Origin of the sequence: Pseudonocardia xinjiangensis (genome assembly GCF_050948425.1) — a bacterium.
GTDB classification, from domain to species: Bacteria; Actinomycetota; Actinomycetes; order Mycobacteriales; family Pseudonocardiaceae; genus Pseudonocardia; species Pseudonocardia xinjiangensis.
Genome location: NZ_CP192009.1, coordinates 5,068,508 through 5,081,317, shown reverse-complemented (window position 1 = coordinate 5,081,317; position 12,810 = coordinate 5,068,508). Strand labels below are relative to the sequence as shown.

The following is a 12,810-nucleotide window of genomic DNA, read 5'->3' as shown; positions in this document are numbered from 1 at the left end:
AGCGCAACGTCGACGCAGTCTGGCCGCCAGCCCCCGAATGGCTGCGTGGCCACACACGTCCAGGCATTTGCCACCATGATGTGCGAGCTGCGCGGCCACGAACTCGAGCTCTGGATCGCCACGGTCGCCGACGGCGACCGACCGGCAATGCACTCCCTCGTCATCGGTCTTCGCCGAGACCAAGACGCTGTCACCGCCGGACTGACCCTGCCCGGCAACAGCGGCCCGGTCGAGGGTCACGTCGACCGCCTGGAGATGATCAATCAATAGATGTACGGCCGCCCAAAGCATGACCTGCTTTACAAACGCATCCTGCTTGCCGACTGATCTCGCTCAGCCAACTCACGCTAACCGTGCCAGACCCAGTCTCCGCGAACCGTTGCAGAGCCCGCCTGGTGCCGGTCCGCAGTACTTGTTGGCGGCCCGAACCGTGGCCGACAAGCATTTCTCGCACAGGGCGGCGTGGGGAACATCTTTTACGGTGCACCGCTGAGGAAACCCTGCTTACGTCAGACCGCTTCGACTTCTTCCAGTACGTGGCGCAGTGCCCGCAATGCGTAATGCCTGCGTGACTTCACGGTTCCGAACGGCAGGCCGAGGCGCTGTGCGGCGTCGGCGATTGTTCTGTCCTCGTAGTAGACAGCTTCCAGGACGACGCGATGTTTATGTGTGAGCTGGTGTAGGGCCTCGGTGAGGGCCCAGCCTTGCACTGCCTGTTCGACGCCGTCAGCTACGGATGCGGCGCTGAGGCTGCGTTCGTCGGATATCGTGATCGGTCGCGCCCTGTCCGAGCGCCGCAGGTCGGTGATGAGGTTGCGGGCTACGGTGAACAGCCAGCCCCGCATGCGATCGGAGTCGAGGTCGAGGTGGCCGGCTTGGCGCCAGGCCCGTACGAGTGTCTCTTGGACGACTTCCTCTGCTCGATCGCGGTCACCGGTCAACTTCACGGCGAAGCGGAACAGTGGTTCGGCCATGTCGTGGTACAGCGCATGGATGCGGATCTCCGCTGTTTCCTCGGACGGCAACATGGTCAAATCCAGTCCTCATCCTTAGCGGACATTGCAACACTGCGGTCGTGACGGTGCGGTAGGCGCAGGTATCGCTGCATTAGTTCCTCCTGAGGTGTGGTCGGATGCGGGCCAAGCTGTCACATGGACGCCCGTGGCGGGATCGCAGCCCTCGAGCAGTCATGTGTCCATGTGGCGGGCGATGGGTCAGGACTCGGTCAGCATAAGTGCTGCTGATTCCAGCCGATCGGGTTGCGGTTCGTGATGGCAGGCCGGACGACTGACGTAACGTACTGACGGCGCGTCGCACTCGCATAACTGTGTGGCATCCTGCGGCGCGAGAAGCGACTGCGCCCGCATAGGCAGGGCGCGTTCAAGGTTAGCCGGGATCCCGAGTTCGCCGTAAAGGTCGCCAGCGTGGTTACCCTGTGCCTCGATCCGCCCGGTGGGGTAGCTGTTCTTCCGGTGGATGAGAAGACGCAGGTCCAGCCTCGGATCATAGCCAGCCGATGCCTGCCGCTGAAGTTCAATTCCGGATTTCTCGCGTTTCATACGAGGACGGTCAAGCCGCACGCCGACAAGAGACCATGTGGTGCTGGACAACCTGCCCATCTACACCAGCTGCGAGGTACAGGATGGCTGGACATGAACCGGCACGTGGACTTTCAGGCCACCTCGGTCGACTCGTCCTGGATCAGTCAGCTTGAGACATGGGTTGGCGTCATCACTCGGCAGTCCGTCCGCGGCGACCACGTTCCGATCGGGTAGGGTCTCGTTCGACAGGTCCGCGACTCACGTCACCACCTGGAATGCGCAACCGAGGCCATTTGTCTGGATTGCAACACCTGGCAGGTCCTTGCCAGGGTCAAGCTCCTCGAAGCGAACATCCCTAGCTTGTGTAGCTGTAGACAGTCTACGGGCGGCAATGTCTGAGGTCAATAAATCGGACAGTGCTCAGTAATCGTGTAGTTGTGCGGGATTAAGCATGTACGGCGATAAGTCGAGCGCTCCGGTGTCCCGCGTCCACCTTTCCTGCGCGATACGGTCCGTAACATCAGGTGGTCGCGCATGTCGGATCGCGGCTGCTGGCCGATGTCGTGGACCGAACCACGCTGACCGGCGAGCTCACCGAGGTATTGGACGGGTTGCGCCGCCCGCGTGCCCGCCATGCCCCGGGCCGGGTATCGGTGGATCTCGCCGTCGCTGTCGCCGATGGCGCGACGACGATCTCCGAGATCGCCGTCCTGGCGGATCAGGCTGGGTTGTTCTGGCAGATTGCCTCGGACTCGACCTGCTGGCGGCTGCTCGACCGACTCGACGACACCGCCCTTGCGCAGGTGGCGGGGGTGCGGCCAGAGCGCGGGAGGTCGTGTGGGCCCAGCACGCTGAGAACCACGGGAGGGCGTTCCCGCCCGCCCGGGTCGCCGGTCGCGATCTGGACGTGCTGGTCATCGACGTCGACGTCTCGATCGTGGTCTGCCACTCGGAGAAGGAACAGGCCGCGCCCACGTTCAAGGGGACCTTCGGCTGCCACCCTCTCGCCGCGTTCTGTGACATCGCCGCCGAGGCCCTCGCAGGGATGCTGCGCCGCGGCAACGCCGGAGGGAACACCGCCGCCGACCACGTCACCGTGCTCGACCAGGCGTTGGCGCAGATCCGCGACGCGCACCGGCACGGCACGGCACCGACATTCTTATGCGCGCTGACACGGCGGGCTGCACGAAGGGCTTCCCCGCCCACATCTGCACCCAGCGAGAATGCGGGGTGAGCTGCGAGTTCTCGGTTGGTTGGGCGATCACCGCCCGCGAGCGCGCCGCCATTGCCGCCATCCCGAGGACCGTCTGGGCGGGCGCGGTCGACGCCGACGGTGGGCACCGTGGCGTTGAGGCAACGGATGATCTCTTTCTTGGTCTTGCCCTCCGAGGTCCGCCGGGCGATGTAGGCGGGTGTTCGGGCATCCCAGGCCATGCGAGTGACGGCCAGGATGTAGAGGGCGTACCCCGCCTGCCGTCGCCAGCACGGTTGAGCCGGTAGCGGATGGTCTTTCCGGAGCTGGCGGGGACGGGTGCGACGCCGCAGAGGTGCGCGAAGGCGGACTCGCTGCGGAGCTGGTCGGGGTTGTCGCCGACGGCGATGAGCAGCGAGGGTGCGGATCATCTCGACGTGGCCGTCACCGGCTTTCGGGATGGACGTGGCTGAACCGGCGAGCACTGCGTCTGCATCGGCCTCGGCGTCGAGAGGGTCGGGCTTGCCCCGACGTCGGCGGATGGCGCGGTCGGGGCGGTTGACCTCGAGCCCGAGGTATTCGTGGCGACGCAAGTAGCGGGTGAGGTTGGCGCCCCAGCTGCCAGTGCCCTCGATGCCGAAGGCCGCCACCGGACCTAAGGCCCTCGGCCAGCCGATGGGTGCGGCCTACCCGTGGATCGTGCGCTCCACCGCCGTGGCAACCACTTTTCTACGTCTACGCCGTCGACGCCGACTTCGGGCCGTCCTTCCTCAAGTTCTGTTCTGCTCCTATTTCCTCTACAACGCACGGCTGGCCTCAACGGCCACGAGTGGACCAAACGCCAGGCCGGCAAGGCCGGCATCGCGTTCACTGCGCTGGACAACGGCTACGCGACCTGCGCAGACCCGACCGCTCTGTAGGCCGTCTGCGATGGTCTCGGCCCGGCCCAGATCCAGGCGCTGTTGGAGAAGTGGTTGGCGATCCTGCCGACCCCGTTCACCGACGCCGACCGCGCCGGGCTACCGCTATGAGTGCTCGATCCTGCAGGCGGAATTCTCCCTGCCCCAAGTGCTGGACCGTCCCGCGTCCGGGTGGGTGTTCTTCGAACAGGCCATCCGGGACAACCTGGACCCCGGCCGACCCGAACGAGTCAGCCTCATTTTCGATCGGCGCGAACGGGTTCCGCAACCGCGACCTCCGCGCCCTACTCGCCGGTCTGCTCGGCAAGGACGCCGACCACATCAGTGCGGGCAGGTCTGCTACGACCTGCGCCGGCTTCGCGTCCACGGACACAACATCCGCGTTCCCCGCAGCCACCGCTACCAGCTCACCGACTCTGGGCTGCACCACGCCACGCTGATCAAGCACAACGACACCGAGCTGCTGCGGCCCGGCCTCGCCCAGCTCACCGATTCCGACCCGCCCGCACCATCGACGCTCCGCGCCGCTGCTCGCAACTATCAGCACGCCCTTGACGAACTCACCCAACAGGCCGATTTCGCCGCCTGACACCGAACCTGACTCGATCAAACCCCACTTCGTCGGTCCTAGCGTCCTAGCAGACCACGACCACCTTATGGTGCTGGTCAGGCAGGCGAGTGCCAGGATGACAGTGGCGCGCGCATACCAGCTCGGTAATCGCGGACCTGGTACTGGCTGGGCCCGGCCTTGTTCTTCGCAAGCTGTCCGATTCCTGTGTTGGAGAGGAATGGCGCGATCATCAGCCGTGCTCTTCACATATCGGTACGTTGGGTCGTGATCTGCTTCAAGAATGCACTGGCCGCCGCTGAGTGGTCAATCCTGCGCAGGTACGCCCCCATCGTGATTGCGAGGTCTTGGTTCATCAGGGGAAGCGTCCGCACCCCGGGTGCCGGCTCCCCTCCGAGGGGGCGGGTGAAGGCCCGGGGCACGATCGCTGTGCCTTCACCATGAGCGACGAAACGGATCATGTCCTTGATCTGTCCGAGTTCGACCGTTATCTCCCGGCTGACCTGTGCGATTCGAAATGCCTCGTCCACTCGCTTGCGCAGCTCGGTGCCGGCGCGGAACTCGATGAACGGGCCGGACGCGGCGAGTTCGGCCAGGCTGGTCTGCTCACGGTGGGCGAGGGGATGCCGCGCGGACGTCACCGCGACCAACGGCTCTTCAGGGCCCAGCTGGCGGAATACGACATTCGTGGGGCAGGGCTCGAGGGTTCGCGCGGCGAGTGCGATATCGAGCTGTGCGTCAGAGATTTTCTGAACAAGTTCGTGTCCGGAACCGCAGCAAGAGAGCAAGTGGATGCCTGGATGTGCGTTATGAAAACTACCGAAGAAATGGACCAGGTCCAATATTCGAGCCGCTGTCTGGGTCGCCCCGACCCGGAGCCGCCCGCGGTGAAGTCCGCTTAGGGACTCGATCTCGGAGCGTATGCGGGTCACGTCGTCGACGATCTGTCTTGCTCGCATGAGGACGACGTGGCCTTCTTCTGTGATTCGCACGTTGCGTGTTGTGCGGTCGAACAATCGGGTACCGAGCTCGTCCTCGAGACGGGCGATCTGTTGGCTTAGTGCGGACTGCGCAGTGAAGCAACGTTTCGCTGCCTTGGTGAAACTAGAGGTCTCAGCCAGTGCAATTACGTACTGGAGTTGCTTGAGCTCCATTTTTCCTCAGTTGCGTTGTGAGCGACGTGGAGATGTTGGCCGGTTCGCCTTCGGTACTGCGTCCATGGTGACCGTCAGCGCGCTAGGTCAACCCGGCCAGAGCTGAAAAGGAGTAGCGCTCGGGGCGCACCGTTTCTTGAAAGTTCCGGTAGTACATATGGGCATGGCGTGGTATCCGTCGTGGGGAATTCCGTGGGCTTCAGCGTCGCCTCGGTCACGACAAGCCGGCGGCATGTTTGGGAGGACAGGGTCCTGACAGCGCTGTGATTCGTTCGCCGGTGAGGTCGATGGGTCCGGGTCCCTTGGTGAAGGGCGCCATCACGGCCAGCACGATCGGCGCCGGTCGAACCGATGCGACGGTGCAGGAGCGCCGCGGATAACAGTTCGTCCCGTTGGAGACACCGACCTCGACCCTGGAACCGAGGGCACGCCGTGGGCGCGTTAAGCGTCGGTAAAGAAGATGGCGAGCTCTCGACGCGTAGTCGAAAGTCGTTTCGTCGGAGGCTCCGTCGCCTAGCGGCTGGGAGAACCGAGGTGTGCCGTTTTTTGAGCGCCATGCCGCAGAGGGTGAGTACGGCGACCGTGAGTCCCTCACACAGGCCTCAGCTCAGTAGCGCTCAGCGGCCCTTGGTGGTCGGCATAGCGTGCATGCTCCTTCCTTCGTGCGGGTGGGTGCGAGCTCGGCCTGGGCATTGGGGGCCGCGGCCCGTACGGGGCGACTTCGTAGGCACTATCGATCGGGAACGCGCCCGGTCACGCCCGGGGTAGACCCTGGCCCGGCACGGGCCATCGGTGGCTACGCACGTGCTCGGTCACCTGCCCCCCGCCGGGGGCGGCGCCGATGAGGCCGGGGGCATGCCGCCGCAGGCGGCGGCCGAGCACTTTGAGGCGGCCGGGCCGAGCTGCTGGCATTGACTGCCTATACGCGTGAGATCTGGGAGCAACAGTCTGCAGGAACGGCTGAACAAGGAAATCCGACGCCGCATCGACGTGGTCGGGATCTTCCCCGGCCGTGACCCGTTGATCCGACTGGTCGGGCGCGGTGCTGGCCGGGCAAAGCGCCGAGTGGACTGAGGCCGCCGCTACATGGGCCTCGGCCGACGGCGAGTCGAGCACGACAACCGAGGCGCTGATTACGCCTCTCGATCTTATTACACCAGCTCCGCGGAGTCCCCGCTGCGCCGACTGGCGTTCGTCCCCCGTCGCATGGGGTTCGAAGGTCTGCTCGACGATGCCGTGCGGGCGCTGCTGGGCTCGGCGCTCCGCGGACCGGTGAACGATCGGTCTGACCAGCGCCAGGGGGTGGCCCCGCGTCTCGTTGACGATCCGGCCCTACATTCGGGCTACCGGCGCAGGGGTTCAAAACCTCGTGGTTGCGCTCGTCGCTATCCACGGTCTGGGCAACGACGGGCCCTGTCGCCTTCTGCCGCCGGATTCAACTTGTCCGCTCGATGCTTCGTTCGTCCTCTGCGATGCCCGCCAGCACACCGTCTCCCTCGGCGAGCTCACCACACACTGGCCGTCGCCTGGCGGCGTGAACGGCACCGACGCTGGTTGCTGAGCGCCCGCCGAATACGCCATCTCTGGCCTCGGCCGTGGCTGGTGAGATCAACGGGGGACTCCTGGGCAGCGTCGGTGTCCGTGGCGGCGTTGACCGCGCAACCCGGTTGGCCGACCCCGTGGCTTGCATGCCGCTGCTCGGCGTCACCGTCGCCGGTGCTGCTCGGAGGCCCATCGTGTCGGCGACTGGTCCGACTTGCGCGCTTCGGGCGCGGTGAACACCTCAGCGGCATCGGCTCAGCAGGTGCCCATCCGCGGTTGCCGATAGCAGCGGGGGCGGCTCGATGCGCTGGTCCGGCGGATGGTGTATCCCGGTAACCGCTGCACCGGAGTGCATCCGATGGTGAACTGTGAACGGCAAGATCGGCCGGCGACGTGCTGTTGTGCGCCGGTGCGTTCGGCTCGCCGCGTTTACTGACGCTCTGCGGGATCGGACCGGCGACTGTGCTACGTGCCCACGGCGTCGAGGCGGTGGGGTATCTGATCGGAGGGTTCAACGGTGAAGCTGCTTGCGTGAGCTGATATGAAGCTTGCTGAAGATCTTGCTCAGGTGCCACTCGACGGTGCGTGGGCTGATGAAGAGCCGGGCTGCGATCTCGGCGTTGGAGAGGCCCTCGCGGACGAGCCGCGCGATCTCGGCCTCCTGGGCGGTGAGTTCGCGGTTGAGGTCGACGCTGGTGCGTTTGCGGGCGGTTTCGCCGGTGGCGCGCAGTTCCCGAGCGGCGCGCTGGGCGAATGCCCCCATACCCATTGCCGTGAACATCTCGTGCGCGCTGCGTAGCTGTTCGCGCGCATCCAGCCTGCGGTTCTCGCGGCGCAGCCATTCGCCATAGATTAGGTGGGCACGGGCGAGCTCCACTCGGATGAAGGTGCGGCCGAGGCGGTCGATCGCCTCGCGATAGGCGCTCTCGGCGGCTGGGCCGTGGCTCAGTAGTGCGTGTGAGCGGGCCTGGATTCCTAATGCCCACTCGGTTCCACTCGCGCGGGTCGTTTCTGTGAGCTGATATAGGGCGTTGGCAGCAGCCTCGGCCTCGGCCGTTTCGCTGCGGGTTGCCGCCTCGATGAGCTCGGCCAGTGCCCAGGCTGACGCTCCCATCTTCAGCGGTTGCTCGCCGACAGCCTGCTCGGCCGCGGCAAGCGCGTCCTCATACCGGCCGAGGCTGTTGTAGAGCAGCGCTTTCGCCCACCCAGTGACGGCCATCCCCATTCCCTCGCCCCGGGATACCACCTCCTCGATGGTGGCCTCGATCAGTTCGGTAGCGTCGATTTCGCGGCCCTGGTGAGCCGCCAGCGCCAGGGCACCGTAGAGCGGGAGATGGATCCCGGTCGCCTCGGTGACCGCCTCCATCTCCTTCACCAGTGACGCGGCCTCGGTCAACTCGCCAGCGAATATGTGCACGAAGATGCGGCAGGTCAGGGCGAGAGGGAGCACGGTAAGCGCGCCGGCATCACGGGCGGGCTGGACGTAGCGAGTGGAGAGCACCTCCCAGGTCTCGTAGTCCCACAGGTATATGGCGGTGCCGCCGACGAGCCAGAGCCAGCGGAAGCCCTGCTCCATGGAGATGTCCTGGCTGCGGAAGGCGCTCAGCGCCCGCTTCAGCAGCGGCGTCGCAGCCGGGTAGCCCTGTGTGAACAGCACGGCCAAGCCATCCAGGAGGAGGTCGGGCGCGTGTGGGGGCTGCGGCGACGGGGGCGCGGCACGTGCGGCCTGCGCCGCCTCCAGCACACCGCCGCCGCTGGCCAAACAGCCGGCGAATATCGCTGCCGACAAGGCGTCGAGGTATGTTTCGCGGGCCAGTCTCACGTCGAGCGGCTCGAGCTGTTTGGCTGCCTTGAGCAGCAGCGGGGGAACCTCGCTGCCACGGCGGACGGCAAAGGCGATCTGGGCGCGCAGCAGTTCCAGCCGGGCGCGCTGGAGTTCGTCCAGCGGGCCTGCCTCCGCGAGGGACAGCAGTCTCAGGGCAGCATCGGGTGCGCCGGCCTGGTGCGCGGCCTGGGCCGCCGTCAGCGCCCGCACCGCCCGGCGCACCGAATCGGGCGTCAGTTCGGTCGCTCGCCTCAGGAAGGCGCAGGCCGCCGCCAGGCCCCCACGCGCCTGCGCGCGCCCAGCCGATCGCTCGAGTTCTCCGGCGACGTCCTCGTCGGGCCCGGGCGCTGCCTGGGCGTTGTGCCAGGCGCGGCGATCGGCATCGGCCTCGGGGTCGGTGGCCTCCGCCAGCGCACGGTGCGCGCTGCGACGTTCCTCCGGCGACGCCGCCCGGTAGACCGCCGAGCACGCCAGCGGGTGGCGAAACCGTACCCGGGCACCGATCTTGAGCAGCCCGGCCGCGGCCGCTGGCGCCGCCGCCTCGACCCCGATGCCGAGCCGCTCGGCCGCGCGCCACAGCAGCACCGGATCTCCGAGCGGCTCCACCGCGGCGACCAGCAACAGCCGCTGCGTCCCTGCCGGCAGCAGCGCCAGCCGCCGCCGGAAACTCTCCTCGATTCGACCCGGCAGTGGAAGCGCGTCCGGCAGCCCAAAACCGCCCGCCAGCTCCGCGGGCGTCCACCCCCGAGGCAGCTCCTCCAGCGCCAATGGGTTGCCCCGTGTCTCAGCGACGATCCGGTCGAACACCCGCTCGTCCACCGGTCCGTGAAGCGCCGAGCCCAGCAGCGTCCGCGCATCATCGTCGGGCAGACCCCCGACCATCAGCCTCGGCAGGCCCATCAGCTCCGGCACGTCGTTGGGCTCACGTACCGCGAAGATCAACGCAACCGACTCGGCTGCCAGGCGGCGGGCAATGAACGCCAGCGCCTGCCTGGAGACGCGATCAACCCAGTACGCATCATCCACTATGCAGATGAGTGGCTGCTCCCGTGCCGCTTCGGCTACCAGACTGAGCACGGCCAGACCGACCAGGAAGCCATCCGGAGGGTTGCCGGCGCTGAGCCCTAATGCTGTGCCCAGCGCGTCGCGCTGGTGGGCGGGCAGGCTCTCGAGCCGGTCGAGCATCGGTGCGCACAGCTGATACAGCCCGGCGAAGGCCAGCTCCATCTCGGACTGGACACCCGTGACGCGCACCACCCGGCATCCCGGCACCTGGTAGACCAAGTCCTCCAACAACGCCGTCTTGCCCACGCCAGGCTCACCATGCACCACCAGTGCCCGGCTTTCGCCCACCCGAACAGCGTCGAGTAGCCGCTCGAGCACCGCACGCTCGCTGCGCCGGTCCAGAAACAACTGACAACACCACCATCCATCGAGGTCTCCATCGACCCACCCAGAAAGTATCCGCGCCCCTCGATCGGGCCTGTCAACTTTCCGGTGTAGCTGAGGTTGGTTGATCTACCGGCGTCCGGCGGACAGGCGTTGAGTGTCGGTTTCCAGCGCATCGACCAGCGGCGTTGACCGTCGCGGTCGGATCGAGACTCATGATCGCCATGTAGACGCACTTGAACGCCGCTTGCTCGTTCGGGAAGTGCCCGCGGGCCTAGACCGCCCGGCGGATGCGCGAGTTGACCGACTCGATGGCGCTGGTCGTGCAGATGATCTTGCGGATCTCCACGTCGAACGCGAGGAAGGGCACGAACTCGGCCCACGCGTTCTCCCACAGCTGAACGATCGCCGGGTAGCGCTCGCCCCAGGCCTCGCAGAACTCCAGGAACCGCTCCATCGCCGCGGGCTCGGTCGGTGCGGTGTAGACCGGGCGCAGCGCCTTCGCGATGCTGGCGACCGGCGTAGCGGAACGAGTTGCGCAGCAGGTGCACCACGCAGGTTTGGGTGATCCTGCAGCCATACCGTGCAGATGGCGTCCGGCAGGCCCGTGAGGCCGTCGTAGACGACCATGAGCACGTCACCGACGCCCCGGTTCTTGATCTCGGTGAGCACGTGCGACCACTTCGCGCCCTCCCTGCCCGGGGCGCCGGTCACCGCCCGGCCTCCCCGGCCCACAGGCCGAGGCTGTCGCGGCGGCCCTCGCAGGTGACCGCGAGTGCCACGTAGATGGGCCGGTTGGCAATTTCCCGTCACGAATCTTGGTTCTGGCGCACTTGACGTGATCCGAGGGCCGTTCGACTCTCAGCGGGCGTGCAGGACTCGGGTGCGCAGGAGGTCCAAGCTGGCGCGGCCGAACATCTGGCGCTTCAACATTTTGAGCTTGTCGACGGTGCCCTCGACCCGACCGGAGCTGGGTTCGAGGATCAGCCCGGCCTGGACAGCGTCCTGGTCGCGGCGCAGGTTGCGGGCGAAGGAGGCCAGCGGCGCCAGCGTGTCTTGTTCGACGTCGGTGATCCACTGCTCGAGGTCCTCGCCGTGCCGGCCGGTCATCATGGTCGCGAAGCCCCGAATGTGGGCGGTGAGCCGGTCCAGCTCGGCGTCTCGTTCCCGGATGTCATGCAGCCGGTCGGCATCAGTGGGCGCGAGCCGGTTCGGGTGAGTCATGATCCAGCCGGTGACCTCACGCACGGTTGGCGGCTTCGGCCCAGGACGCGGGGCATGTCCTCGCCCGGCGCGGCACCGCCGCAGGTAGCGCTGGACGGGCAGCTCACCGCCGGGGTAGCCGAGCTGGCTGATCTCCCGGAACAGCCCGGTGGCGTTGCGTTCGCCCTCGTTTCACTGCCTGTGCAGGTACTCGACGTAGTCGTCGACCAGGTGGGCGCGCTGTTCGGTCTGGGCGATCAGCTTCCCGACCGAGTCGGCGGGGGCGAACTTGCGGACCGTGGCCGGGTGCAGGCCCAGCCGCCGGCCGATCGCCGCCTTTGACATCCTTGCCATAGAGCTCGTGCACCGCGGCGTAGTGCTCCCGCGTCCGAGTGACGATCTCCTTCTCCACAACGGACCGGACGAGCGGCGGCGCGGCGGTCGTGCTCGCGGGGGCAGCGACGGCGAGGTGTGCTCGGCGGGTATTGACCGTTTTCTCCACTGCTTGACCCAGGTTGCGCCACAGGTGCCAGCGATCAACGACCTGCACCGCGCCCGGCGCTCCCTGCCGGGCCGCCTCGACGTAGCCGCTGGTCCGATCCCAGCAGATCACCTCACCCCAGGATGTTCGCGCAGCCAGCTGGCGAACGTCGCCGTCTCCCGGTCAGGCAGCAGATCGACCGGGCGACCGGTGGTTACGTCGACCACAACGGTGCCGTAGACGTGGCCACGCCGCAGCGCGAAGTCGTCGACCCCAAGCGCCACGAGTTCCCCGATCGGCGGACTGGGAAGCCCGCGCAGCAGCCGCAGAAGCGTGTCTCTACTGGTCGGCATGCAAAGCCAGCCAGAAGCCGCGCGCCGGCTCGCCCGGCGAGCGCCGTGGCAATCGCGACCAGCGTCCGACGCAGCAACGAGGTGTGCCGCGACCGCGGCGCGGTCGACTCTGCAGGCTGCTCGGCAAACGTAGGAGCTGCACCCGGGGTTGACGCAGAAGAACCTGCGCACCAGCAGCCGCAGCTGCACCGGCCGGCCACCGATCGAGACATCGCGCAACAGCCGCCGATACCGGCTGTGCGCCCGGTCTTGAGGCCCTACCGCAGCGCGGACACGCCGCCTCACCAGCACGCAAACGTGCGTCCACGATCATCCCGGCGCCGCAGTCGGTGACGGTCTCGATGACTATCGAAACGAGATGCGGCAACAGCGGCTGAAGATCGCGGCAAGGCGAGCGTCGTGTCCGTTGCAGGTGGGATTCAGGCGGTTTCCGTAGAGTTGAGAACTCCCTACCTGGCCTGAAGTTTCTGATTTGATTGCGCGAGGCGATAAATCGTTCATCAGAATAAGATAGATCTGCCTTTGCGCCAGCTATTGACGTATCGCTGATGGGTTTCTAATATTGACGCATACGATCATTCGTCTTCATTCGCTCTACGTAGTGAGCCGTGGGTCTGCTACGCGAAGCGCAACGACATGGAG

General features: G+C 66.5%; 9 protein-coding genes and 6 pseudogenes. 4 read left to right on the top strand and 11 right to left on the bottom strand.

The genetic code is table 11. The annotated features are described in order from the left end of the window. Window positions 1–45: 45 nt before the first annotated feature. Window positions 46–270: a hypothetical protein gene (locus ACQPZA_RS23985; protein ID WP_433273956.1), complete on the top strand. Its 225-nt coding sequence runs from the start codon at window positions 46–48 to the stop codon at window positions 268–270. 239 nt (window positions 271–509) lie between these two features. Here the strand turns inward: ACQPZA_RS23985 and ACQPZA_RS23980 are convergent, their stop codons facing one another. After that, on the bottom strand, window positions 510–1,028 hold the full coding sequence (locus ACQPZA_RS23980; RefSeq protein ID WP_433273954.1) for a sigma-70 family RNA polymerase sigma factor: 519 nt from the start codon (window positions 1,026–1,028) through the stop codon (window positions 510–512). 186 nt (window positions 1,029–1,214) lie between these two features. Continuing rightward, entirely contained in the window at window positions 1,215–1,559 is a 345-nt protein-coding gene (locus tag ACQPZA_RS23975) for a hypothetical protein (protein WP_433273952.1), read from the bottom strand. Window positions 1,560–2,065: 506 nt separating this feature from the next. Between ACQPZA_RS23975 and ACQPZA_RS23970 the strand changes: the two are divergent. Continuing rightward, window positions 2,066–2,939 (top strand): annotated as a pseudogene (locus tag ACQPZA_RS23970) (transposase); the annotation flags it as partial. A gap of 89 nt (window positions 2,940–3,028) precedes the next feature. Here the strand turns inward: ACQPZA_RS23970 and ACQPZA_RS23965 are convergent. Further along, a pseudogene (locus tag ACQPZA_RS23965) lies at window positions 3,029–3,148 on the bottom strand (transposase); the annotation flags it as partial. 680 nt (window positions 3,149–3,828) lie between these two features. On the opposite strand from ACQPZA_RS23965, the gene ACQPZA_RS23960 reads away from it, so the two are divergent. Continuing rightward, window positions 3,829–4,242 (top strand): hypothetical protein, encoded by a 414-nt coding sequence (locus tag ACQPZA_RS23960; protein WP_433273950.1) that lies wholly within the window; start codon window positions 3,829–3,831, stop codon window positions 4,240–4,242. A gap of 224 nt (window positions 4,243–4,466) precedes the next feature. Here the strand turns inward: ACQPZA_RS23960 and ACQPZA_RS23955 are convergent, their stop codons facing one another. Beyond that, window positions 4,467–5,375, bottom strand: coding sequence for a LysR family transcriptional regulator (locus tag ACQPZA_RS23955; protein WP_433273948.1), 909 nt, complete (start codon window positions 5,373–5,375; stop codon window positions 4,467–4,469). A 948-nt stretch (window positions 5,376–6,323) separates the two neighbouring features. On the opposite strand from ACQPZA_RS23955, the pseudogene ACQPZA_RS23950 reads away from it, so the two are divergent. Continuing rightward, window positions 6,324–6,444: pseudogene (locus ACQPZA_RS23950) on the top strand (transposase); the annotation flags it as partial. Between the two features lie 984 nt (window positions 6,445–7,428). Here the strand turns inward: ACQPZA_RS23950 and ACQPZA_RS23945 are convergent. The 7 genes and pseudogenes from ACQPZA_RS23945 to ACQPZA_RS23915 all read right to left on the bottom strand — a co-directional run. Then, window positions 7,429–10,155 (bottom strand): ATP-binding protein, encoded by a 2,727-nt coding sequence (locus tag ACQPZA_RS23945; RefSeq protein WP_433273946.1) that lies wholly within the window; start codon window positions 10,153–10,155, stop codon window positions 7,429–7,431. A 125-nt stretch (window positions 10,156–10,280) separates the two neighbouring features. Next, window positions 10,281–11,002, bottom strand: a pseudogene (locus ACQPZA_RS23940) (IS256 family transposase); the annotation flags it as partial. Next, window positions 10,993–11,355, bottom strand: a complete 363-nt coding sequence (locus tag ACQPZA_RS23935) for a transposase (RefSeq protein ID WP_433282965.1) — start codon at window positions 11,353–11,355, stop codon at window positions 10,993–10,995. The gene ACQPZA_RS23935 and the pseudogene ACQPZA_RS23940, both read right to left, overlap by 10 nt. Before the next feature lie 171 nt (window positions 11,356–11,526). Next, entirely contained in the window at window positions 11,527–11,688 is a 162-nt protein-coding gene (locus ACQPZA_RS23930) for a hypothetical protein (protein WP_433283168.1), read from the bottom strand. Between the two features lie 175 nt (window positions 11,689–11,863). Continuing rightward, window positions 11,864–11,947, bottom strand: a pseudogene (locus tag ACQPZA_RS23925) (hypothetical protein); the annotation flags it as partial. Beyond that, window positions 11,944–12,168, bottom strand: coding sequence for a transposase (locus tag ACQPZA_RS23920; protein WP_433282963.1), 225 nt, complete (start codon window positions 12,166–12,168; stop codon window positions 11,944–11,946). The gene ACQPZA_RS23920 and the pseudogene ACQPZA_RS23925, both read right to left, overlap by 4 nt. A 165-nt stretch (window positions 12,169–12,333) precedes the next feature. Then, window positions 12,334–12,453 (bottom strand): annotated as a pseudogene (locus tag ACQPZA_RS23915) (hypothetical protein); the annotation flags it as partial. Window positions 12,454–12,810 lie beyond the last annotated feature (357 nt).

What these genes read in the sequence shown, in the direction of transcription:
- ACQPZA_RS23935 (WP_433282965.1), bottom strand. Translation starts at nt 11,355, where the DNA reads ATGACTCACCCGAACCGGCTCGCGCCCACTGATGCCGACCGGCTGCAT.
- ACQPZA_RS23975 (WP_433273952.1), bottom strand. Translation starts at nt 1,559, where the DNA reads ATGAAACGCGAGAAATCCGGAATTGAACTTCAGCGGCAGGCATCGGCT.
- ACQPZA_RS23955 (WP_433273948.1), bottom strand. Translation starts at nt 5,375, where the DNA reads ATGGAGCTCAAGCAACTCCAGTACGTAATTGCACTGGCTGAGACCTCT.
- ACQPZA_RS23930 (WP_433283168.1), bottom strand. Translation starts at nt 11,688, where the DNA reads ATGGCAAGGATGTCAAAGGCGGCGATCGGCCGGCGGCTGGGCCTGCAC.
- ACQPZA_RS23980 (WP_433273954.1), bottom strand. Translation starts at nt 1,028, where the DNA reads ATGTTGCCGTCCGAGGAAACAGCGGAGATCCGCATCCATGCGCTGTAC.
- ACQPZA_RS23920 (WP_433282963.1), bottom strand. Translation starts at nt 12,168, where the DNA reads ATGCCGACCAGTAGAGACACGCTTCTGCGGCTGCTGCGCGGGCTTCCC.